The organism is Amycolatopsis sp. TRM77291, assembly GCF_054166285.1.
Window position 1 is genome coordinate 1,535,941 of record NZ_JBSZHF010000001.1, and the last position, 22,792, is coordinate 1,558,732.

The window sequence follows — 22,792 nt, forward strand, 5'->3', positions numbered from 1 at the left end:
GAAAGGGGGCCTTCATGTACTTCGGGGGCTAGTAGACCGGCCCTGTGTACTTCTCGCCCGGCCCCTGGCCAGGCGCGTCCGGTACGGCCGAAGCCTCGCGGAACGCCTTCTGCAGCGACTGGAGACCGTCGCGCAACGGGCCCGCGTGCAGGCCGAGGTACTCTGCCGAAGCGGTGACCAGCCCGGCGAGGGCGGTGATCAGGCGGCGGGCCTCGTCGAGGTCGCGGTGCGGTGAGCTGGCCGGGTCCTCGTCCGCGAGGCCGAGGCGTTCGGCGCCGGCGGAGAGCAGCATGACGGCCGCCCTGCTGATCACCTCGACGCTCGGGATGTCCTCCAGGTCGCGGACGTCCGGGGAATACGGGGGCTGCTGAACGGGTTCATCTGACACGTCTGGTACCCTTCCACGAGCGACCAGCCCCCGAGTGATCGGGGGCGGCAAGTGGAGCCCCGCTCCCACCCGTGTCACCGCCGTAACACCAGGTGTCCGGGTCCGGTCTCGCCAAGACGATTTCGGGCGTCGAGGCGGTGTGTTCGGTTCTGGAGATCGAACACGATCGGAAAGAGTGGGCCCCGCGTACCGCACGGTACCGGGGCCTTAGGTATGTGGGCACCAGGTCGAAACGGTAGAAGAATTTACCTCGAACCAGGGAGGCCCCATCAGCTCCGAGACACGCATCAACGACCGAATCCGGGTTCCGGAGGTCCGCCTCGTCGGGCCGGCCGGTGAACAGGTCGGCATCGTCCGGATCGAAGATGCGCTGCGGCTGGCACAGGAGAACGATCTCGATCTCGTCGAGGTCGCCCCGCAGGCACGCCCGCCCGTATGCAAGCTCATGGACTTCGGCAAGTTCAAGTACGAGAGCGCGCAGAAGGCCCGCGAGTCCCGCCGCAACCAGCAGCTCACCGTCATCAAAGAGCAGAAGCTGCGGCCGAAGATCGACCAGCACGACTACGAGACCAAGAAGGGTCACGTGTCGCGCTTCCTTGCGGCAGGCAACAAGGTCAAGGTCACGATCATGTTCCGCGGTCGCGAGCAGTCCCGGCCGGAACTCGGGTTCCGTCTGCTGCAGAAGCTCGCCGACGAGGTGACCGAGCTCGGCTTCGTCGAGTCGTCGCCGAAGCAGGACGGTCGCAACATGATCATGGTGTTGGCCCCGCACAAGAACGTGAAGCCGCAGAAGGCCGCGAAGGCAGCCAAGGACGAAACGTCCGAGCCGCCCGCCGACGCGTAGCGCCGACCAGCACATGTCAGCGGCACACCGGGCAAAACCGGTGTGCCGCCGCACGGAAGAGGACAACGTAATGCCGAAGATGAAGACGCACAGCGGGACGTCCAAGCGTGTCCGCGTCACGGGTTCGGGCAAGCTGCGCCGCCAGAAGGCCGGCCGCCGCCACCTGATGGAGAAGAAGTCCAACAGGCTCACCCGTCGCCTCGAAGGCACGACCGAGATCGCCAAGAACGACGTCGGCCGCGTCAAGCGCCTTCTCGGCCGCTGACACCCCGCACTTTGTAAACGCCGGGCGCGCCAGCGCGCCCCCAGATCGACAGGATGGACCCCAGTGGCACGCGTCAAGAGGGCTGTCAACGCCCAGAAGAAGCGTCGCGCGACTCTCGAGCTCGCCAGCGGCTACCGCGGCCAGCGTTCGCGGCTGTACCGCAAGGCGAAGGAGCAGACGCTTCACTCGCTGAACTACGCCTACCGGGACCGTCGTGCCCGCAAGGGTGACTTCCGCCAGCTGTGGATCACCCGCATCAACGCGGCGGCCCGCGCCAACGGCGTGACCTACAACCGGTTCATCCAGGGCCTCAAGGCCGCTGGTGTCGAGGTCGACCGCAAGATCCTCGCGGACCTCGCCGTCAACGACGCCGCCGCCTTCACCGCGCTGGCCGAGCTGGCCAAGGCGAACGTGAACACCGAAGAGAAGAAGTCGGCCTGACCGGCGACAGCGCTCTTCCACGGCCCGGGGCTGCTCCGTTCACCGAACGGACGCCCCGGGTCGTCGCTGCGCGCAAGCTCACCCGCCGGGCCGAGCGCGAGAAGACCGGCCGGTTCCTGGCCGAAGGCGCGAACGCGGTCGAAGCCGCGCTCGAACACGGCGGCAAGGTCTACGAGCTGTTCGTGACCGAACGCGCCGCCGCGCAACACGAGCGTCTGCTCGTCGCCGCGCGTGAGGCGGGCGTCCCCGTCTCGCCGATCACCGATCGCGCCGCCGACGGGCTGTCCGAGACCGTGACGCCACAAGGCATCGTCGCGGTCTGCGCGCTCGTCGACCGTCCACAAGAGACCGTCCTGAAGCCGGGCGCGAAGCTCGTCGTCGTCCTCGTCGACGTCGCGGACCCCGGTAACGCGGGCACCGTGATCCGGGTCGCGGACGCCGCCGGTGCCGACGCGGTCGTCCTCGCCGGCGACAGCGTCGACCCGCACAACGGCAAATGCGTCCGCGCGGCCGCCGGCAGCCTGTTCCACCCCGCCATCACCCGGATCCGGGACGTCGACGCGGCCTTGAAGGCCTGCTCCGCCGCTGGACTCCGCACCTTCGGCGCGCACGGCTACGCCGACACCGAGCTCGATCAGGTGACCTTCGACGAGCCCACCGCGTGGGTCTTCGGCAACGAGGCGCACGGACTGCCACAGGGCGTCCTCGAGACGGTCGATCTCGCGGTCAAGATCCCGATGTACGGCCGGGCGGAAAGCCTGAACCTCGCGACGGCCGCCGCGATCTGCGTGTATACAAATGCGATGGCCTCGCGGGCCGTCACCACGTAGAGTCGTGGGCAGCACGCCGTCGCAGCACGACACCAAGGGAGCTCTCATGGAACGCAGTGTTCGTTCCAGCACCTTGTTTACGGCGTAGAGCGCGTTTTTCGCACTTCCGAGTGACGGTGTGCCCAGCCCGAGGGTGATCGGGGGCCGCCGTTCGCTGTCCCATAGAATTCAGCAGCTGCTAAACCCATGTGTGCGCTCGCGTGCACCGGACCAGTCCCAGCGGACGCCGAGGAGTTATGTCCGAAGCCAACGACAAGCAGGACCCCCAGGCGGGAACGCTCGCGCCGGAAACATTGACGGCCGCCGTCAAACAGGCCGAGACCGATTTCGCCGCCGCGGCGGATCTCGACGCGCTGGCCGCGGTCAAACCCGCCCACCTCGGGGACCAGTCTCCGCTGCTGCTCGCCCGCCGCGAGATCGGCGCCCTGCCGAAGCAGGAAAAGGCCGAGGCCGGCAAGCGGGTCAACGAAGCGCGCCAGGGTATCCAGGCCGCTTTCGACGCGCGCCGGGCCGTGCTCCAAGCCGAACGTGACGAGAAGGTGCTCCGCGAGGAGGCCGTCGACGTCACGCTCCCGTGGGATCGCGTGCCCCGTGGCGCCCGGCATCCGATCGCGACCCTGTCGGACCGGATCGCCGACGCGTTCGTCGCGATGGGCTACGAGATCGCCGAAGGCCCGGAGCTCGAAGCCGAATGGTTCAACTTCGACGCGCTGAACTTCGGCAAGGACCACCCCGCGCGCCAGCTGCAGGACACGTTCTACCTCGGCGAGGAGGACTCCGGCCTGGTGCTGCGGACGCACACCTCTCCGGTGCAGGCCCGCACGCTGCTGCACCGCGACCTGCCCGTGTACGTCGTCTGCCCCGGCCGCACCTACCGGACCGACGAGCTGGACGCCACGCACACCCCGGTGTTCTCCCAGGTCGAAGGCCTCGCGGTGGACAAGGGCCTGACGATGGCGCACCTCAAGGGCACCCTCGACGCCTTCGCCCGCGCGATGTTCGGCGGTAACTCGAAGACCCGTCTGCGCCCGCACTTCTTCCCGTTCACCGAACCCTCGGCCGAGGTCGACGTCTGGTTCGAGGAGAAGAAGGGCGGCCCCGGCTGGGTCGAGTGGGGCGGCTGCGGCATGGTCAACCCCAACGTCCTGCGTGCCTGCGGCGTCGACCCCGAGGTCTACTCGGGCTTCGCCTTCGGCATGGGTATCGAGCGCACCCTGCAGTTCCGCAACGGAATCCCGGACATGCGCGACATGGTGGAGGGCGACATCAGGTTCACCCTGCCCTTCGGAACGGAGGCCTGAGTGAAGGTCCCAGCCAGCTGGCTGACCGAACACCTCGACGTCGACGAGGAGGTCACGGCCCAGGATCTGGCCGACGCCTTCGTGCGCATCGGCATCGAGGTCGACGACGTCCGGAAGCTCGAACCGGTCACCGGCCCGCTCGTGGTCGGCCGCGTCGCCGAGATCGAGGAGCTCACCGAGTTCAAGAAGCCGGTCCGGTTCTGCCGGGTCGACGTCGGCGAATCGGACGACGGCACCGACAAGCCCGACGAGAACCTCGACGAAGACGAGGACGACGACGAAGGTCCTTTCGAGGACGACGGCCCCACGGGGATCAAGACCCGCGGGATCATCTGCGGTGCCACGAACTTCGCCGAGGGCGACCTGGTCGTCGTCGCGCTGCCCGGCACCGTGCTGCCCGGCGGTTTCGAGATCGGGTCGCGCAAGACCTACGGCCGCCTCAGCGACGGCATGATCTGCTCCGCGAGCGAACTCGGCATCGGCGACGACCACTCCGGCATCCTGGTGCTGCCGCCGAGCACGGCCAGCCCCGGCGAGGACGCGAACAAGCTGCTCGGTCTCGAAGACACCGTCCTCGAGGTGACGCCGACCCCGGACCGCGGGTACACCCTGTCGGTCCGCGGCCTGGCCCGCGAGCTGTCCAACGCGCTCGACGTCCCGTTCGGCGACCCGGCGTCCATCGAGGTCCCCGAGGCCGAGAGCGATGCCTGGCCGGTGCACCTCGAAGACACCGAGGGCTGCAAGCGGTTCGTGCTGCGCCGGGTCAAGAACCTCGACGCGACCGCGCCGACGCCGTGGTGGATGCGCCGCCGCCTGATGCTGGCGGGTATCCGCTCGATCTCGCTCGCGGTCGACGTGACCAACTACGTCATGCTCGAGCTCGGGCATCCGCTGCACGCCTTCGCGACCGGTTCGGTCAAGGGCGATCTGGTGGTGCGCAAGGCGAAGCCGGGCGAGAAACTGACCACTTTGGACGATGTCGAGCGCACGCTCGACGCGGACGACGTGGTGATCGCCGACGACAGCGGCGTCATCTCGCTGGCGGGCACGATGGGTGGCGCGTCGACCGAGATCACGCCGGAGAGCACCGACGTGCTGCTCGAAGCGGCGCACTGGGACCCGTCGTCGATCAGCCGGACGGCTCGCCGCCACAAGCTGTTCTCCGAGGCGGCCAAGCGGTTCGAGCGCTTCACCGACCCGCAGCTGTGCGCGGTGGCCGTCGAGCTCGCCGCGCGCCTGCTGCGTCAGTACGGCGAGGGTTCGATCCTGCCCGGCCGCACCGACGAGGGCGGCGTCGAGCCGAATCCGCCGGTCACCATGCCGATCAGCCTCCCCGACCAGGTGGCCGGGGTGCGCTACGAGCGCGGTGTCACGGTCAAGCGGCTCTCGCAGATCGGCTGCAAGGTCAACGTCGGCACCTCCGAGGACGGCACCGCACTGGTGACCGCCGTCCCGCCGAGTTGGCGCGGTGACCTGGTGCAGCCCGCCGACCTGGTCGAGGAGGTGCTCCGGCTGGAGGGCTACGACAGCATCCCGTCGGTGCTGCCCGAAGCCCCGGCCGGCCGCGGTCTCACCGACACGCAGCGTCGTCGTCGGTCGGTCGCGCGTGCGCTGGCGGAGAACGGCTACGTCGAGGTGCTGCCCTTCCCGTTCATCTCGGACTCGGTCTGGGACGCGTTCGGGCTGCCCGAGGACGACGTCCGCCGCAGCACCGTGAAGGTCCGCAACCCGCTGGAGTCGGACAAGGACCGGATGGCGAGCACCTTGCTGCCGGGGCTGCTGGAGATCCTGCAGCGCAACATTTCCCGTGGTTTCAAGGATGTCTCGCTGTTCCACATCGGACAGGTCGTGCTGCCCGGGCCGAACCCGATCCCGATGCCTTCGCTCGGGGTGGACCGGCGCCCGACCGACGAGGAGCTCGCGGTGCTGGAGGCGGCGGTCCCGCCGCAGCCGCAGCACGTCGCCGTCGTACTCGCGGGCCAGCGTGCCCGGGCAGGCTGGTGGGGTGCGGGCGAGCAGGCGAACTGGGCCGACGCGGTGCAGACCGCGCGGCTGGTGGCGCAGGCCGCCGGTGTCGAGCTGACCACGGCCGCCGCCGACCAGCCGCCGTGGCACCCCGGCCGCTGCGCGCAGCTGCGGGTGGGGCAGTGGCCCATCGGTTACGCCGGTGAGCTGCACCCGAAGGTCGTCGAGGCGCTCGGGCTGCCGCCGCGCACCGTCGCGATGGAACTCGACCTGGACGCGATCCCGATCCCGGACGGCCGTCCGGCTCCGCGGATCTCGGCGTACCCGCCGGTGCTGCTCGACGTCGCCCTCGTCGCCGAGGCGAGCGTCCCGTCGGCCGACCTGGCCGATGCGCTGCGCGAAGGCGCGGGCGAACTGCTCGAGGACATTACGCTGTTCGACTCGTACCAGGGTGAGCAGCTGGGCGAGGGCAAGCGCTCGGTGGCGTACAAGCTGCGGTTCCGCGCAGCGGATCGCACGCTGACCGTCGACGAGGCCACCAAGGCCCGCGACGCCGCTGTCGCGGTCGCGGGTGAACGCTTCGGTGCGAGCCTGCGCGCCTGACCTGTAGTCCCGCGAAGGCCCCGTTTCCCTCGACTCAGCCGAGGGAAACGGGGCCTTCACGCGCTTCAGGTGTGGCAAAGTGAGGACCTGTGTCACGTCCAGACGGTCGGTCCAGCATCCAAGACATCGCCCGCGCCCGGCTGAGCGACGGTTTCGTCGGCAGGGTCGGGGAACGCGAGGACTTCCGGGTCAATCTGGGGCTGCCGGGGGACGACCGGCGCCGCCGGTACCTGTTCTCGGTGCACGGTCTCGCGGGGGTCGGCAAGTCCTTCCTTCTCGATCAGCTTCGCGGTATCGCCGAGGAAACCCGTGCCGCCGTCGGTTTCGCCGACGACCGGCAGCAGGATCTGCCCGCGACCTTGGTCAAACTGGCGAAGGACCTCGCTCGCGGCGGGTACGAGATGCGCCGCTTCGAGAAACGCTACGAGTCCTATCTCAAAGCGAGGGAACGGCTGCACCGCGATCCGCAGGCTCCGGCCGCCGGGCGTGAACTGGTGACGAAGACCGTGGTCAAGGCCGGGCTCGGGGTCGCGAAAACCCTTCCGGGCGGGAGTATCGCCGCCGACGCCATCGACGCGGACGCGACGGCGAAACAGCTGGAGCAACTCCAGGTCTACCTCGCCGCGAAGTTCAAGCGGAAGGCCGATGTCCAGCTTCTCCTGGAACCGGCGGAGGAGCTGACCAAACCGTTCGTCGAGGATCTGTGGCGTATTCCGGAGAACCGGCAGATCGCGCTGTTCTTCGACACCTTCGAGCGCACCGCGCCGGTGCTGGAGACGTGGCTGCTCGACCTGTTCGGCGGGCTGTACGGCGATCTCCCGCAGAATCTGGTGTTCACCGTCGCCGGCCAGCTCCCGCTGGACGAGGCGAAATGGAACCGGCACGCGCCACTGGTGCGCGAGATCGAGCTCCGGCCGTTCACCGAGCCGGAGGCACGCCGCCTGCTCGCCGAACACGGGATCACCGACGAGAAGGTCGTCGAGATCGTGCTCCGGCTGACGGACGGCCTGCCCGTGCTGGTCGCCATGCTGGCTCGCGGGAACCCCGCCGAGGCCGACGCCGTCGGCGACCCGAGCGACGACGCGGTCAAGCGGTTCCTGCACTGGGTTCCCGAAAAGGCCAGGAAGGACATCGCGGCCACGGCGTCCCTGCCACGATTCCTGGACGAAGACGTCATCGGCGTGCTGACCGGCAAGGAGAGCGCGGGCGAGATCTTCCGCTGGCTGAGGGAACTGCCGTTCGTCGGGCGCCGTGAGCTCCCGGTGCGCTATCACCCGGTCGTCCGCGGCCCGATGGTGCGCATGGAACGCGGCCGATCGCCCGCCGAGTTCGCCGAACGTCACCTCAGGCTCAGCGAGTACTACGAAAGCCGGTGCGTCGAGCTCGGCCTGAGCCACCACCGCGACGCCTGGAGCGACGAGCGCTGGCAGAAGAGGAAGCTCGAACAGACCTATCACCGGCTTTGTGGTGCCCCGGCCGACGCCCTGCCGGACGCGCTGCTCGGCGCGGCCGAGATGATCACCAGCGGCACCGCGCCCGCACGCGCTTGGGCGCGCATGATGGAGCAGGCGGGTGCCGACGCGGACGCGCCCTCGGTGCTGGGCTGGGGCCAACGGCTGACCGCCGCGATCGGCGACGGCGACGGCCCGCGGGAGATCCCGGTGCTCGACCTGCTCGCCGGCGCGGGCGAACTCGACGCCGCGCGGCTTTCGACGGTGATCCGGCGGCGCGCCTGGGCTCACGAAGCACAGGACGACATCGCCGCGGCGACACGGGATCTCGGCCGGGCTCTCGATCTGAACCCCGCCGATCCTTACCCGTGGAGCGATCGGGGCAACCTGTTCCGCAACGAGGGCGACTGGGAACGGGCGTTGTCGGATCTGAACCGGGCGATCGAGCTCGACCCCGGCTACGCCTATTCATGGCGTGGACGCGGTTCCGCCCGTGCCGAACTCGGCGACCTCGACGGCGCGATGGCGGATCTCGACGAGGCCGTCCGGCTCCAGCCCGACCACAGGTGGGCCTACTCCATCCGGAGCGAGGTGCACTTCAAACGCGGCGACATCCGGAAGGCGATCGACGAGATCGACATCGCGATCCGGCTCGACCCCGACTACGCCTGGGCCGTCCACTACCGGGCCACGCTGTTCGCCGAGCTGGGAGACGACGCCGAAGCGCTCGCCGGTCACCGCGCGGCCGCCGCCCTCCGGCCCAAAGACGTCTACTACCTGACCGAGCTGGCGTTGTTCCTGGAGCGGACGGAAGACGGGGACGCCGCGTCGGCGGCCTTCGACGCGATCGTCGCGGCGGACCCCGGCAGCGCCAGGGCACACGCGCTCCGGGCCGCGTTCCACCACCGCGGCGAGCGGTACCGGCTCGCCGTCGACGGTTTCACCGCCGCGCTGCGGATCGACCCGGACTACGAGTGGGCGTACTACATGCGCGGCCAGGCGCACCACGGTCTGGACGAGCACCGCACGGCACTCGCCGACTTCGAACGGGCCATCGAGCTGGCCCCCGACGACGCCGAGAACCATCTTCAGCGTGGGGTGATGCTCAGCAGGCTCAAGGAGAACAGCGCCGCGGTGAACTCCTTGAGCCGCGCCATCGAACTCGACCCCGGCAACGAGTGGGCACACACCTGGCGTGCGCTGGCCCATCAGCGCTCCGGTGATTCCCCGGCCGCCCTCGCCGACATCGACGTCGCCGTCGCGGCGAATCCGGAGATGGCCTTCTTCCACACCACCCGCGGTGACATCCTCGGCGACCTCGACCGGCATGACGAAGCCCGGGCGGCACTGGACGAAGGAGTGCGGCTGGGACAGGACGGCGGGTACGCCTTGTACCGGCGCGCCCGGCACCGCCTTCTTTTCGGCGATCAGGAAGGCGCGTTGTCCGACGCGGAAAGCGCGCTGGAAGCAGGGCATGACGAGAGCGCCCGCGCCCTCCGCGCGGAGATCCGCCGCCGGGCTGGTGCGTACGGGGAGGCCATCCGGGAGCTGCGCGAACTGATCGCGTCGGATCCGGAGGACGCCGAATACCGCGAAAACCTCGGGGAGGCCTTGCTGTTCGCGGGGGAGACCGACGAGGCGGAGGCGCTTCTGGCCCCGCTCGCACCGGAATTCGGCTGGGCGCACAACCTCCTCACGCTCGTCTGGCTGAAGACCGGGCGAACGGAAGAAGCCCGCCGCGCGCTGAACGAAGGCCTCGACAAGGCCAACGCCCGGATCGCGACCGGCGCCTTCGACTGGGACGTCCAGCTCCAGCCGCTGTTCTACCTCCTCGTGCTCGGGCGCGAGGACGAAATGACCCGTGACCTCAAGGCCCTTCTCGAGAAGGGCGCGCCCCAGGAAACGCGCTTGGAGCTGCTTCACGATCTCAAGGAGCTCCGAGTGCTGATGCCCGAACTCGGCGGGGTGATCGAGGATCTCATCGCCCTCATCCCCAGGCCGGTGCTCAACCTCCCAGATGCTTGAGCGCCTCCCTTCTGGACAAAGTGGACAGTGCCGGATGCGCGGTGACGAAGGCGCGCACCCAGTCCGGCTCGGTCTTCGCGTACTCGCGCAGAGCCCAGCCGATCCCTTTGCGCAGGAAGAAGTCCTTGTCGTCGATGTTGGCTTCGACGGCACGGGTGAGCAGATCGGTGTCCGTTCCGCCCTTGGCGCCGATCTGGCAGATGACCGAAGTGCGGCGACGCCACCTGTCCTCGTCGTAGGCCCAGGTCAGCATCAGCGTGGTCACCGTCTCCGGTTCCGCCCGCAGGATCGGCCCGACCCGGCGGATGGCGACCTCGTCCACGTAGTCCCACCAGGCGCCCGTCACGATCATCTCCTCGTAGAGGCCGAGCAGATCGCGGTCCTGCCAGCGGGCGTAGGCACGATGGCCGGACAGGGCGATCGCCGCATAGCGCTCTTCGCGGAATTCCGCTTCGCGCCACAAGGTGAGAACGGCCTTCGAAAAACTCACTCGATCGGGTAGCGGATGCTCGGCGTAAACCCGCTTCAGCAAGGCCGTCCGAGGCGGGGACGCCACTCCGAGGAACGGCATCTCCGACTTCATGTACGCCCGCATCGCCGGAGCCTTCTCCGGATCGGCCAGCCCGGCCAAACCGTTGCGAACCGCCGAAACCAGGCTTTTCACCTCGTCCACGCGTTCTCCTTTCCCCAGTGGGCGCCGCGAGCGTACGACAGGGGACCGACAAGACGGATATGCCCGGATCGAACCCCGTCCCCCAGCCGGATACCGACTAAAGAGGGATGGCGGCCGACGTGTCGGTCAGCGAGATTGAAGCCGGTTCTCGGTAGCTTCGGCCCGACCGGGTCGAACGCGGACGAAAAGGAACACAGTGAAGAAATTCGTTGCCGCCCTGGCGGTCGCGGGGATCGGCGCCGGCACGATGGCGCTCGCTCCCTCCGCCACGGCCGCCTCGGCGTCGGACTTCGATCCGAAGCCCATCTCCTGGGGAGCCTGCACCCGCCCGAGCCTGGTCAAGGCCGGCGCGGAATGCGGTTTCCTCGAGGTCCCGCTGGACTACGCGAAACCCGGCGGCGAGAAGATCTCGATCGCCGTCTCGCGCGTGAAGCACAAGGCCGCCGAGTCGCAGGGCGTCATGCTGGTCAACCCGGGCGGACCGGGCGGCTCCGGCCTCGGCCTCTCGACCCTCGGCAGGGCCGTCCCCAAGAAGGCGGGTGAGGAGTACGACTGGATCGGCTTCGACCCGCGCGGCGTGGGGGAGAGCAAGCCGTCGCTGACCTGCGACGGCAACTACGCCTCCTACAACCGCCCGCAATACGTGCCGACCACGCGCGCCATCGAGACGGCGTGGCGTGAGAAGGCGAAGGGCTACGCGAAGGCGTGCGCCAAGAACGGCGCGATCCTCGACCACATCAAGACCATCGATGTGGCGAAGGACGTCGACAGCCTGCGCAAGGCGCTGGGCGAAAAGCAGATCAACTACTACGGCTTCTCCTACGGCACCTACCTCGGGCAGGTCTACAGCACGCTGTTCCCGCAGAACGTGCGGCGGATGGTGTTCGACGGCACCGTCGACCCCCGCGACGTCTGGTACAAGGCGAACCTGAACCAGGACATCGCCTTCGACAAGAACATCAAGACCTACTTCGGCTGGATCGCGAAGTACGACGACGTCTACCACCTCGGCAAGACCGCGGCCGCGGTCGAAAAGCTGTGGTACGCCGAGCAGAAGAAGCTGTACGACAAGCCCGCGGGCGGCGTCATCGGCGGGTCCGAGTGGACGGACATCTTCCTTCAGGCCGGCTACTACGTGTTCGGCTGGGAAGACATCGCGAACGCGTTCGCCGGCTGGGTGCACAAGGGTGACTGGCAGACCTTGAAGGGCCTGTACGACGGCTCCAACCCGCCGGGCCAGGACAACGGCTACGCCGTGTACGCGGCCGTGCAGTGCACCGATGTGGCGTGGCCGCAGAGCTGGCCCCGCTGGAAGTTCGACAACTGGGTCACGCACTTCCGGGCGCCGTTCGAAACCTGGGGCAACGCCTGGTTCAACGCGCCGTGCCTCGACTGGCCTGCCAAACCGGGCAAGCCGGTGGAGATCGACGGAAGCAAGGTCCCCGGAATCCTGCTGATCAGCGAGGAGAACGACGCCGCGACGCCGTACCCCGGCAGCATCGAGGTCCGCAAGCGCTACCCGAACTCCAGCCTCATCAGCGCCCCGGGCGGCACGACGCACTCGGGTTCGCTGTCCGGTGTGTCCTGTGTGGACGACAGGATCGCGGACTACCTGCTGACCGGGAAGCTGCCGGTGCGCAAGCCGGGCAACGGTTCGGACGTGCAGTGCTCCCCGGTTCCGGCGCCGGTTCCCGCCGGTGCTTCGGCGGCCGCCAAGTCCGACGTGCCTTCCGCGGTCACCGAAGTGAAGAAGGAGGCGCTGGCTCAGGCGCTGCCTTTCTGAGTTTCTCGCCAGAGAACGCCCCGGTCCGGATTTCGGACCGGGGCGTTTCTTTGCTCTGGTGCTCCTCGGCGTGGTCGCGAAAGCCACTTTCGCAACGAGCGGCGGCGGTGGTCGTGGATGGTTCGCCCGACCTGCCGAGGGCGTGTCGCGAAAGCCACTTTCGGGACATCAGACGTCCCCAAAGTGGCTTTCGCGACATGGCCGTCGAGGGCCTTGGTCGTCAGGTTCCCAATGTCGCATTGGAGACGCTCAGTGTTCCCGATGCGACATTGGGAACACTGAGCAGCCGCTCCGCGCACCCCTTAGCAGTGGCTCGTGATCCGCATGCTGTGGATGCGGTCGAAGAACCCGGCGTCGAACGACCCCTCGGCGAACCACCAGTGCCACACGTTCTTCACGGTGCCCTTGACGAACTTGGTGTCACCGCCGTGATGGATGGGCCCGAGGACGATTCCGTTGCTGTCCAGGGTGTTCACCCACATCAGCCACGCGTCGTTGCTGTCGCTGCTGATGATCGTCGCTTCGAACGAAGCGCTGCCGTTGCGTCTGAGCGTCCACTTCGCGTTGTCCATCGTGCAGTCGCCCGCCTGGATGCGGCCCCAGGTGAACCAGCAGGAATCCGCTCCGGTGCAGGTGGCCTGCGCGGTGGTGGAACCTGTCGTCCCCGCCGAGGCGGGCGTGGCGAAGACGGTCCCGATCGTGAGCACGAGCATCGTCACGAAAAGCGACATCCGACGCGCTGTGGTTTTCATGTTTCCTCCCCGAAAATCGTCGATCCGTACCGGTCTGTGAACGAAACTAACTCGCGGCTGACGGCGGTCGGGATCACTTAGGTGCGGCAACAGGGGTGGCCGATAGTGCGTGACCGGCACCCTCTCGCCCCCGAATGCGATGAAAGTTCCGTTCACGCATCGAATCCTCTCGCCGCGCCGGAAAACTGTCGGCGCCCCCCGTTAGCGTCCCCGGCATGACCATCGTCGAAGAGCACCGGACCGAGATCCGCGTGCAGGACACCGTTTATCGCATCGAGGTCGCCGCCCGCGAGGGTGGCGGCGCGGCCGGGGAAGACCGCTGGGTGACCGTCATGGTCGGCGGAGCCGGACCGCAGGAGGAGCCTGTCGCCGAAGGCAGGCTCGATATGGACGCCGAAGCCGTACCGGCCTTGGCGACCGTCCTTTCCGACACCCTCCTGGCGTTCGCCGGGCGGGGCAACGGAAGGAACGGTCGCCGAAGATCGGCGGACCGCCCCGCCCATCAGGGCTCGCCGTGGTCCGACGAGCTGGACGCGGAACTGGAAAGCCGTTGGCTGGCCGGGGAAAGCGTCGAGGAGATCGCACGGCGGTTCGAGCGGACACCGGGCGGGATACGTGCCCGGCTGCCCAGGGTCGGCTGCGACCCGGAGCGCCGGGGCGCGTACCTCCCGATCCCGCCGAGCAGACGAGAGGTAGGTGAACTCGGTTGAACCAGGGCGGTCGCGAGGGCGGGTGCGTCCTCGCGGCCGCCGTCAGTCCACTGTGGACTTCGTTCCGCGCTGTGCCCTGGCCGCCATCTCCCTGAGATGAGTGATCAGTTCCGGCGGTTCGTGCACGGTGAATTCGCAGCCGAGCCCGAGGATCCGGAACGCGAGCCAGTCGAGGGTGTCCGTGCCCGCGTGGAGAACACAGCTCTCGTCGTCGATCGGTTCCAGCTCGCCGGATCCCTCGCCGATCGCGGGGGAGACCTGGCCGATCGGCGCGTACAGGGTCACGCGTGCGCTGTAGGTGGGAAGGAGGCTGTACATCTTGTCGGTGACGTAGGCTGCCACGTCCTTCGCGGGTGGCTGTCTCGGTGTCGCCCGGCCACCGGTCGCCCTCGGTTCCGAGATCCGGTCCGCGCGGAAGATCCGCCAGTCGTCCCGGTCGAGGTCGTAGCCGAGCAGGTACCACCGGCGTCCGGCGGAGACGAGCCGGTGCGGTTCCACGTGCCGCCGGGATTCGGTCCCGTCGCCGGTGCGATAGCCGAACCGGGTCCGTTCGGTGTTGGCGATCGCGCCCGCGAAGACCGTGAGGTGTTCCGGGTCCACCGCGGCTCCGGTGCCCGGGATGGGCACGGTCGCGGCGCCCAGCGCGCCGACGCGGTACCGAAGCCGCGACGGCAGCACCTGCTCGAGTTTGGCCAGCGCCCGCACCGAAGACTCCTCGATTCCCGAGATCGCCTGGCCGGCGGCGCTCCGGAGACCGACCGCGATCGCGACGGCCTCCTCGTCGTCGAGCAGCAGCGGGGGCATCGCCGTGCCGGCGCCCAGCCGGTAGCCGCCTTCGGAACCTCGCGACGCCTCGACGGGGTAACCGAGCTCACGCAAGCGGTCGATGTCGCGCCGGATGGTCCGCGGACTGACCTCCAGTCGCTCGGCGAGCTCGCTGCCAGGCCACTCGCGAGGGGTTTGCAGGAGTGACAGCAGGCTCAGCAGCCGGGCGGGCGTGTCGGTCATGCGATCAAGGATGCCGGTACCGAGTCCCGTATCGGGTGAGCCACACGACTTTGTTTGATTGAACTTGCATGGGAGTGCATAATCATGCGTATGACGGTGAAGATCGCGGTGGCCGGAGCCAGCGGGTACGCGGGCGGCGAACTCCTGCGCCTGCTGCTGACCCATCCCGAAGTCCAGATCGGCGCGCTCACCGCGGCCAGCTCCGCGGGGACGCCGCTCGTCCAGCATCAACCGCACCTCGCGCCACTGGCCGACCGTGTCCTGCTGGAGACGACCCCGGAGACCCTGGCCGGGCACGACGTCGTCTTCCTCGCCCTGCCGCACGGCCACTCCGGCGCGATCGCCGCGAAGCTGGGCCCGGATGTCCTGGTGGTCGACCTCGGCGCGGACCACCGCCTCTCGGAGGCGGCCGACTGGCAGCGCTGGTACGGCGGCGACCACGCTGGGCAATGGCCGTACGGGCTCCCCGAGCTCCCCGGCGCCCGCGAGCGCCTCGCCGGGACCAAACGCATCGCGGTCCCCGGCTGCTTCCCGACCGGCGGTTCGATCGCCCTCGCCCCGGCGCTCGCCGCGGGCCTGGTCGAGCCGGAGGTCAACGTCGTGGCCGTCACCGGGACCTCGGGCGCGGGCAAGAGCCTGAAGCCGAACCTTCTCGGTTCCGAGGTGATGGGTTCGGCCACCGCGTACGGCGTCGGCGGTGCCCACCGCCACACCCCCGAGTTCGCGCAGAACCTTTCCGCGGTGTCGGGTGAGCGGGTCAAGGTCTCGTTCACCCCCGTGCTCGCCCCGATGCCGCGCGGCATCCTCACCACCGCGAGCGCCCCGCTGAAGACCGACCTCGACGCCGACGGCGCCCGCGAGGTCTACGAAAAGGCGTACGCCACCGAGCCGTTCGTCCAGCTGTTGCCCGCGGGCCAGTGGCCGTCCTCGGCTTCGGTCGTCGGCTCGAACAACGTCCAGCTGCAGGTCACCGTCGACGCCGACACCCGGCGCCTGATCGTGGTCGCGGCCATCGACAACCTGACCAAGGGCACCGCCGGAGGTGCCGTCCAGTCGATGAACATCGCACTGGGCCTCCCGGAAACCACCGGACTACCGACCGTAGGAGTCGCTCCGTGACCGTCACCCAGCCGAAGGGATTCCGTGCCGCGGGCGTCGCCGCCGGGATCAAGGCCGAGGGCAAGCTCGATCTCACGCTCGTCGTCAACGACGGGCCGCTCCAGGTCGCGGCCGGTGTGTTCACGCGCAACGTGATCAAGGCCGCGCCCGTGCTGTGGTCGCAAGAGGTGCTCAAGCAGCAGCGGCTCAAGGCCGTCGTCCTCAACTCCGGCGGCGCGAACGCCGCCACCGGCCCCGGCGGTTTCCAGGACACCCACAAGACCGCGGAGAAGGTCGCCGAGCTCCTCGAAGCCGGTGCGATCGAGGTCGCGGTCTGCTCGACCGGCCTGATCGGCGAACGGCTGCCGATGGACGCGCTGCTTTCCGGCGTGGACACCGCCTTCGAAAGCCTCGGCACCGGTGCCGAGGCCGATCTCGCCGCGGCCACCGCGGTCATGACCACCGACACCAAGCCGAAGCAGGCGGCCGCGAAGCACGACAGCGGCTGGAGCGTCGGCGGGTTCGCCAAGGGCGCGGGCATGCTCGCCCCGAACCTCGCGACGATGCTGTCGGTCCTCACCACCGACGCGGTCGTCACGCCGGAGGTCCTGGACAAGGCCCTGCGCGCCGCCACCGGCGTGACCTTCGACAGGCTCGACGTCGACGGCGGGACCTCCACCAACGACACGGTGCTCGTCCTCGCGTCCGGCGCCAGCGGCGTCGAACCGACCGAGGCCGAACTGACCGAACTCCTCACCGCCGTCAGTCTCGACCTCGTGCTGCAACTGCGCGCGGACTCCGAAGGCGCGACCAAGTACGTCGACGTCACGGTCACCGGCGCGGCGAGCGAGGCGGACGCCATCGCCGTCGGGCGGACGATCGCCGAGGACAACCTCGTCAAGACCGCGCTGTTCGGTTCGGACCCGAACTGGGGCCGTATCGCCATGGCGCTGGGCCGGGTGCCCGCGAAGATCGACCCGGAGAAGGTCGCCATCGCGATCAACGGCGTCACCTTGTTCGCCAAGGGCACCACCGCGGCGGACCGCTCCGAAGCGGACCTCTCGGGGCGGGACATCCAGATCGTGGTCGACCTCGGTCTCGGTGAAGGCGGGGCGACGATCTACACGACCGATCTCTCGCACGCGTACGTCGAAGAGAACAGCGCGTACTCCTCATGAGCCCTTCCGAATCCACGGTTCCCGCGGACGAGCGGCTCGCGACCGCCGCCGAGAAGGCGTCGATCCTCATCGAGGCCCTGCCCTGGCTGCAGCGTTTCCACGGCGCCACCGTCGTGGTCAAGTACGGCGGCAACGCCATGATCGACGAGAGCCTCAAACAGGCCTTCGCCGAGGACATGGTCTTCCTGCGCATGGCCGGGCTGCGGCCGGTGGTGGTGCACGGCGGCGGGCCGCAGATCACCGCGATGCTCAACCGGCTCGGCGTCGAAGGCGAGTTCAAGGGCGGCCTGCGCGTCACCACCCCCGAGACGATGGACATCGTCCGCATGGTGCTGACCGGCCAGGTCAGCCGTGAGCTGGTCGGCCTGATCAACGCGCACGGCCCGTACGCGGTCGGCATCTCCGGCGAGGACGCGCGGCTGTTCACCGCCGAGCGTAAACAGGCCACTGTGGACGGTGTTCCGGTCGACATCGGGCTCGTCGGCGAGGTCTCCGAGGTCAACCCGGACGCGGTGCTCGACATCGTCAACGCGGGCCGGATCCCGGTGGTGTCCACCGTGGCCCCGGACGTCGACGGCGTCGTGCACAACATCAACGCCGACACCGCCGCCGGCGCGCTGGCCGCGGCGCTCGGTGCGGAGAAACTCGTCGTGCTCACCGACGTCGAGGGCCTCTACGCCAACTGGCCGGACCGCGGATCGCTGGTCGACCGGATCCGCGTGGACCGCCTCGAAACGCTGCTGCCCGGCCTCGCCAGCGGCATGATCCCGAAGATGGAGGCCTGCGTGCGTGCCATCCGCGGCGGCGTCCGCCGGGCGCACGTGATCGACGGTCGCATCGCCCATTCGGTTTTGCTGGAGGTCTTCACCTCCCGCGGTATCGGTACCATGGTCTTCCCCGAAACGGAGCTCCCGTGACCACGTACAAGTCCAATGTAGACGGCCAGGAGCACTGGAAGTCGTCCCTCATGGACAACTACGGCACCCCGGCGCTGACCCTGGTCCGCGGTGAAGGCGCGAAGGTCTGGGACGCCGACGGCAAACCGTACGTCGACCTGCTTGGCGGCATCGCGGTGAACGCGCTCGGCCACGCGCACCCCGCCGTGGTCGCCGCGGTCACCGAACAGGTCGCGAAACTCGGGCACACCTCGAACCTCTACGTGAACCCGGCCGCCGTCGAACTGGCCGAAACCCTCCTGGACGTCGCCGGCCTGTCCGGCAACGCGAAGGTGCTGTTCGTCAACTCCGGCGCGGAGGCCAACGAAGCCGCGCTGAAGATCAGCAGGCTCACCGGCCGGACCAAGATCGTCGCCTGCGAGGGCGCCTTCCACGGGCGCACCATGGGCGCGCTCTCGCTGACCGGCCAGCCGTCGAAGCGGGACGCGTTCGCGCCGCTGGTCCCGGGTGTCACGCACGTTCCGTACGGTGACGTCGACGCGCTTCGGGCCGCTGTGGACGACGAAACCGCGGCGGTGTTCCTCGAGCCGATCCTCGGGGAGGCGGGCGTCGTCCCGGCGCCGGACGGCTATCTCCAGGCCGCGCGGGAGATCACCAAGGCGACCGGGACCCTGCTGGTCCTCGACGAGGTACAGACCGGCATCGGCCGCACCGGCGCGTGGTTCGCCTTCCAGCACACCGGCATCGTCCCGGACGTCATCACGCTGGCGAAGGGCCTCGGCGGCGGCCTCCCGATCGGTGCGGTCATCGGCGTCGGCGAGGCGGGGGAGCTGATGAAGCCGGGGCAGCACGGCACCACCTTCGGCGGCAACCCGGTCTGCTGCGCCGCCGGGCTCGCCGTGCTCAAGACCATCGCCAAGGACAATCTGAACGACCACGTTTCCGCGCTGGGCAAGGACATCGCCTCCCGGGTGGAGGAGCTCGGCCACCCGCTGGTGTCCGGGGTCCGCGGTGCGGGCCTGCTGCTCGGCATCACGCTGCGCGAACCGGTCTCGGCGACGGTCGCCAAGGCCGCGCAGGACGCGGGATACCTGGTCAACCCGATCGCACCCGACACCATCCGGCTGGCACCGCCACTGATCCTGAGCGCCGAAGAGGCCACGGGATTCCTCGAAGCCCTTCCCGGGGCGCTCGATTCCACCACCACCTAGGACAGAGACGAAACGCATGCTCCGCAACTTCCTCCGTGACGACGATCTCAGCCCCGCCGAACAGGCCGAGATCCTCGACCTCGCCGACCAGCTGAAGGCCGAGCCGCTGAGCTCCCGCGCGCTGGAGGGCAAATCCGTCGCGGCGATCTTCGAGAAGAACTCCACCCGGACCCGGTTCTCGTTCGAGGTGGGCATCGCCCAGCTCGGCGGCAACCCGGTCATCGTCGACGGCCGCTCCATGCAGCTCGGCCGCGAAGAGACCATCGAGGACACCTCACGGGTGCTTTCGCGGTACCTGGACGCGATCGTCTGGCGGACCTTCGCCCAGAAGCGCATCGACGCGATGGCCTCGGCGGCGAGCATCCCGGTGATCAACGCGCTCACCGACGAGTTCCACCCGTGCCAGGTGCTCACCGACCTGATGACCATCCGCGAGCGCAAGGGCAAGCTCGCCGGGCTGACCCTGGTGTACCTCGGCGACGGCGCCAACAACATGGCGCATTCGCTGCTGCTGGGCGGGACCACGGCCGGGATGCACGTCCGCGTCGTCTCGCCGGAGGGCTTCCAGCCGGATCAGCAGGTCATGCTCGACGCGAAGCACCGGTCGACGGAGACCGGCGGCAGCACCACGGTCTTCACCGATCCGTACGCGGCCGTCGAAGGCGCGGACGTCGTCGTCACCGACACCTGGACCTCCATGGGCCAGGAGAACGATGGCCTCGACCGGGTCGGCCCGTTCCGCGAGCTGCAGGTCAACGCGGCGTTGATGCGCCGCGCCGCGGACGAGGCGATCGTGCTGCACTGCCTGCCCGCGCACCGCGGCTGGGAGATCACCGACGAGGTCATCGACGGACCGGCCAGCGCGGTCTGGGACGAGGCCGAGAACCGGCTGCACGCGCAAAAGGCGCTGCTGGTGTGGCTGCTTGGCAAGGAGGCATCGTGAGCCACACTGGCGAAGCCTCGCTCGCGCATGCCGACCGGGTGTGGGTGTCCCGCACTGGCACAGAGAAGCGACGATGACCGGCAGCAGGGTCACCCGGCAGGCACGGATCACCGAACTCGTGTCCACGATGGCCATCCGCAGCCAGACAGAGCTCGCGAAGCTCCTGGCGGCGGAAGGTATCGACGTCACGCAGGCGACGCTTTCGCGGGACCTCGACGAACTGGGCGCGGTGAAGCTCCGGGGTGCCGATTCCGGTGCGCCGGTGTATGTCATCCCCGAGGACGGCAGCCCGGTACGCGGGGTGCAGGGTGGCACATCCCGGCTTTCGCGGTTGCTCGCCGAACTGCTCGTTTCGGCGGACTCGTCGGGCAACCTGACGGTGCTGCGCACCCCGCCGGGTGCGGCGCAGTTCCTGGCCAGCGCCATCGACAGGGCGGCGCTGGAGGAGGTCGTCGGTTCCATCGCCGGCGACGACACGGTCGCGGTGATCGCGAGGGAACCGCTGTCCGGCAAAGACCTGGCCGAGCGCTTCATGGCGCTGGCCCGACGGTCGTCCACAGTGGACGGCGGTGAGGAGACCGAAGGTGACGCCTGACGGGTTCGCCTTCCCGGATGACCCGGAGAAGCTGGTCATCACCTTCGACGAAGGGGTGCCGGTGGCCATCGACGGGGAGACCGTGACGCTGCTGGAAGCCTTCCAGCAGCTGAACCTGCGTGTCGGCGCCTTCGGGCTCAAAGGACGCGAGATCTACGAGGGGCCTGCCGCGAGCGCGCTGGTCACCGCGCACGAGCAACTGCAGAAGGTCAGTACCGGGCGGGTGTCCGGCGAGGTGCGGCTGGTCCTGCACCGCGGGAACGCGGTCGTGAACTCCGCGCGCGACGAGCGCGCGCTGTACGACTTCACCACAGGCGCTACCTTCGACCGATCAGTCGCCTGAAGAGAACCAAGGGATTCGAGGAGTGTTGTGAGCGGGAATGAGCAGCCGGTGCAGCTGTGGGGCGGCCGGTTCGCCAGCGGGCCGGCCGAGGCGATGGCGGCGCTGAGCGCGTCGACCCATTTCGACTGGCGGCTGGCGCCGTACGACATCGCCGGGTCGCGGGCCCACGCGCGAGTGCTGCGGAAGGCGGGGCTGCTCACCGAAGACGAGCTGACCGGCATGCTCGCCGCGCTGGACACCCTCGCGCAGGACGTCGAGTCGGGCGCGTTCACCCCGACCGTCGCCGACGAGGACGTCCACACCGCGCTCGAACGCGGTCTGCTGGAGCGGGCGGGCACCGAACTCGGCGGCAAGCTGCGGGCAGGCCGTTCGCGAAACGACCAGGTCGCGACGCTGTTCCGGATGTGGCTGCGGGACGCCGCCCGGCGGGTGGTCGCGGGCACCCTCGGTGTCGTGGACGCCTTGGTTTCGCAGGCGAAGCGGCACCCGGACGCGATCCTCCCCGGCCGCACCCACCTGCAGCACGCCCAGCCTGTCCTGCTGGCGCACCACCTGCTCGCGCACGGCCAGTCGCTGCTGCGCGATGTCACCCGGCTGCGTGACTGGGACGCTCGCACCGCCGAATCGCCCTATGGCTCCGGCGCGCTCGCGGGTTCGTCGCTCGGTCTCGACCCGGAGGCCGTCGCCGCGGAACTGGGCTTCGACACCAGCGTCGAGAACTCCATCGACGGCACCGCCTCGCGCGACTTCGTCGCCGAGTTCGCCTTCGACGTCGCGATGCTCGCGGTCAACCTGTCCAGGATCGCCGAAGAGGTGATCATCTGGAACACCGCCGAGTTCGGCTACGTCACCCTCGACGACGCCTGGGCGACCGGCAGCTCGATCATGCCGCAGAAGAAGAACCCCGACGTCGCCGAGCTGACCCGCGGCAAGGCCGGACGGCTCATCGGCAACCTGACCGGTCTGCTCGCGACGCTCAAGGCGCAGCCGCTCGCGTACAACCGTGACCTGCAGGAGGACAAGGAGCCGGTTTTCGACTCCGTCGAGCAGCTGGAACTGCTGTTCCCGGCGATCGCGGGCATGCTCGAGACGCTGACCTTCCACACCGACCGGCTCGCCGAACTGGCGCCCGCCGGGTTCACCCTCGCCACGGACATCGCCGAATGGCTGGTACGCCAGGGCGTTCCGTTCCGTGTCGCGCACGAAGCGGCGGGGGAGAGCGTCCGCGTCGCCGAAGCCCGCGGTGTCGGCCTGGACGAACTGACCGACGAAGAGTTCGAGAAGATCAACCCGGCCCTGACGCCCGCCGTGCGCGAGGTGCTGACCGTCGAGGGCTCGGTGAGTTCGCGCAACGCTCGCGGCGGTACCGCTCCGGAGCGGGTCGCCGAGCAGAGGGACCGGCTGGTCGCGCGGGTCGCCGAGCACCGCGCCTGGCTCGGCTGAGTTGCACTTGAAGCCTCCCTTCCTTGCGCCCTGCGCAAGGAAGGGA

At 69.1% G+C, this 22,792-nt stretch carries 21 protein-coding genes; 17 read left to right on the forward strand and 4 right to left on the reverse strand.

Annotated elements, in window-relative coordinates; all coding sequences use genetic code 11:
- Nucleotides 1-28: 28 nt before the first annotated feature.
- Nucleotides 29-388: a DUF1844 domain-containing protein gene (locus ACXIZN_RS07385; protein ID WP_005163289.1), complete on the reverse strand. Its 360-nt coding sequence runs from the start codon at nt 386-388 to the stop codon at nt 29-31.
- 268 nt (nt 389-656) lie between these two features.
- Here ACXIZN_RS07385 and infC point away from each other — a divergent pair, with 268 nt between their 5' ends.
- From infC to ACXIZN_RS07420, 7 genes are all read left to right on the forward strand, one after another.
- Nucleotides 657-1,232: a translation initiation factor IF-3 gene (gene infC / locus ACXIZN_RS07390; protein ID WP_063273553.1), complete on the forward strand. Its 576-nt coding sequence runs from the start codon at nt 657-659 to the stop codon at nt 1,230-1,232.
- A 70-nt stretch (nt 1,233-1,302) separates the two neighbouring features.
- Nucleotides 1,303-1,497, forward strand: coding sequence for a 50S ribosomal protein L35 (gene rpmI, locus ACXIZN_RS07395; protein ID WP_007028043.1), 195 nt, complete (start codon nt 1,303-1,305; stop codon nt 1,495-1,497).
- A gap of 63 nt (nt 1,498-1,560) precedes the next feature.
- Nucleotides 1,561-1,938: a 50S ribosomal protein L20 gene (rplT, locus tag ACXIZN_RS07400; protein ID WP_005163284.1), complete on the forward strand. Its 378-nt coding sequence runs from the start codon at nt 1,561-1,563 to the stop codon at nt 1,936-1,938.
- A complete protein-coding gene (locus tag ACXIZN_RS07405; protein WP_457960471.1) occupies nt 1,935-2,768 on the forward strand; it encodes a TrmH family RNA methyltransferase in 834 nt (277 codons plus the stop codon). The genes rplT and ACXIZN_RS07405 overlap by 4 nt, the downstream gene beginning before the upstream one ends.
- A 236-nt stretch (nt 2,769-3,004) precedes the next feature.
- Nucleotides 3,005-4,069: a phenylalanine--tRNA ligase subunit alpha gene (gene pheS / locus ACXIZN_RS07410; protein WP_457953219.1), complete on the forward strand. Its 1,065-nt coding sequence runs from the start codon at nt 3,005-3,007 to the stop codon at nt 4,067-4,069.
- The gene (gene pheT, locus ACXIZN_RS07415) at nt 4,070-6,637 is read left to right on the forward strand and encodes a phenylalanine--tRNA ligase subunit beta (RefSeq protein WP_457953220.1); all 2,568 of its coding nucleotides are present in this window, start codon (nt 4,070-4,072) and stop codon (nt 6,635-6,637) included.
- 89 nt (nt 6,638-6,726) lie between these two features.
- On the forward strand, nt 6,727-10,113 hold the full coding sequence (locus ACXIZN_RS07420) for a tetratricopeptide repeat protein (RefSeq protein WP_457953221.1): 3,387 nt from the start codon (nt 6,727-6,729) through the stop codon (nt 10,111-10,113).
- Here ACXIZN_RS07420 and ACXIZN_RS07425 read toward each other — a convergent pair.
- Nucleotides 10,094-10,786, reverse strand: coding sequence for a DNA alkylation repair protein (locus ACXIZN_RS07425; protein WP_457953222.1), 693 nt, complete (start codon nt 10,784-10,786; stop codon nt 10,094-10,096). The genes ACXIZN_RS07420 and ACXIZN_RS07425 overlap by 20 nt on opposite strands.
- Before the next feature lie 196 nt (nt 10,787-10,982).
- Between ACXIZN_RS07425 and ACXIZN_RS07430 the strand changes: the two genes are divergently transcribed.
- Complete coding sequence (locus ACXIZN_RS07430) at nt 10,983-12,569, forward strand: alpha/beta hydrolase (protein ID WP_457953223.1); 1,587 nt, start codon at nt 10,983-10,985, stop codon at nt 12,567-12,569.
- A gap of 302 nt (nt 12,570-12,871) precedes the next feature.
- On the opposite strand, the gene ACXIZN_RS07435 is transcribed toward ACXIZN_RS07430, so the two are convergent.
- Entirely contained in the window at nt 12,872-13,321 is a 450-nt protein-coding gene (locus ACXIZN_RS07435; protein WP_126734046.1) for a DUF6294 family protein, read from the reverse strand.
- Nucleotides 13,322-13,536: 215 nt separating this feature from the next.
- Between ACXIZN_RS07435 and ACXIZN_RS07440 the strand changes: the two genes are divergently transcribed.
- Complete coding sequence (locus ACXIZN_RS07440; RefSeq protein ID WP_457953224.1) at nt 13,537-14,031, forward strand: helix-turn-helix domain containing protein; 495 nt, start codon at nt 13,537-13,539, stop codon at nt 14,029-14,031.
- A gap of 42 nt (nt 14,032-14,073) precedes the next feature.
- Here the strand turns inward: ACXIZN_RS07440 and ACXIZN_RS07445 are convergent, their stop codons facing one another.
- Nucleotides 14,074-15,039: a helix-turn-helix transcriptional regulator gene (locus ACXIZN_RS07445; protein ID WP_457953225.1), complete on the reverse strand. Its 966-nt coding sequence runs from the start codon at nt 15,037-15,039 to the stop codon at nt 14,074-14,076.
- A gap of 90 nt (nt 15,040-15,129) precedes the next feature.
- Between ACXIZN_RS07445 and argC the strand changes: the two genes are divergently transcribed.
- From argC to argH, 8 genes are all read left to right on the forward strand, one after another.
- Nucleotides 15,130-16,158, forward strand: coding sequence for an N-acetyl-gamma-glutamyl-phosphate reductase (argC, locus tag ACXIZN_RS07450; RefSeq protein ID WP_457953226.1), 1,029 nt, complete (start codon nt 15,130-15,132; stop codon nt 16,156-16,158).
- Nucleotides 16,155-17,315: a bifunctional glutamate N-acetyltransferase/amino-acid acetyltransferase ArgJ gene (argJ, locus tag ACXIZN_RS07455; RefSeq protein WP_457953227.1), complete on the forward strand. Its 1,161-nt coding sequence runs from the start codon at nt 16,155-16,157 to the stop codon at nt 17,313-17,315. Before argC ends, argJ begins: the two co-directional genes overlap by 4 nt.
- Nucleotides 17,312-18,232, forward strand: coding sequence for an acetylglutamate kinase (gene argB, locus ACXIZN_RS07460; protein ID WP_034321637.1), 921 nt, complete (start codon nt 17,312-17,314; stop codon nt 18,230-18,232). The genes argJ and argB overlap by 4 nt, the downstream gene beginning before the upstream one ends.
- Nucleotides 18,229-19,422 (forward strand): acetylornithine transaminase, encoded by a 1,194-nt coding sequence (locus ACXIZN_RS07465; protein ID WP_457953228.1) that lies wholly within the window; start codon nt 18,229-18,231, stop codon nt 19,420-19,422. The genes argB and ACXIZN_RS07465 overlap by 4 nt, the downstream gene beginning before the upstream one ends.
- A 16-nt stretch (nt 19,423-19,438) precedes the next feature.
- A complete protein-coding gene (gene argF, locus ACXIZN_RS07470) occupies nt 19,439-20,365 on the forward strand; it encodes an ornithine carbamoyltransferase (protein ID WP_126734040.1) in 927 nt (308 codons plus the stop codon).
- 73 nt (nt 20,366-20,438) lie between these two features.
- Nucleotides 20,439-20,960 carry an arginine repressor gene (locus ACXIZN_RS07475; protein WP_034321647.1) on the forward strand — a complete coding sequence of 174 codons (522 nt, stop codon included), beginning with the start codon at nt 20,439-20,441 and terminating at the stop codon, nt 20,958-20,960.
- A complete protein-coding gene (locus tag ACXIZN_RS07480) occupies nt 20,950-21,303 on the forward strand; it encodes an argininosuccinate synthase (protein ID WP_457953229.1) in 354 nt (117 codons plus the stop codon). The genes ACXIZN_RS07475 and ACXIZN_RS07480 overlap by 11 nt, the downstream gene beginning before the upstream one ends.
- A 27-nt stretch (nt 21,304-21,330) precedes the next feature.
- Nucleotides 21,331-22,746: an argininosuccinate lyase gene (gene argH, locus ACXIZN_RS07485; RefSeq protein ID WP_457953230.1), complete on the forward strand. Its 1,416-nt coding sequence runs from the start codon at nt 21,331-21,333 to the stop codon at nt 22,744-22,746.
- Nucleotides 22,747-22,792: the final 46 nt, after the last annotated feature.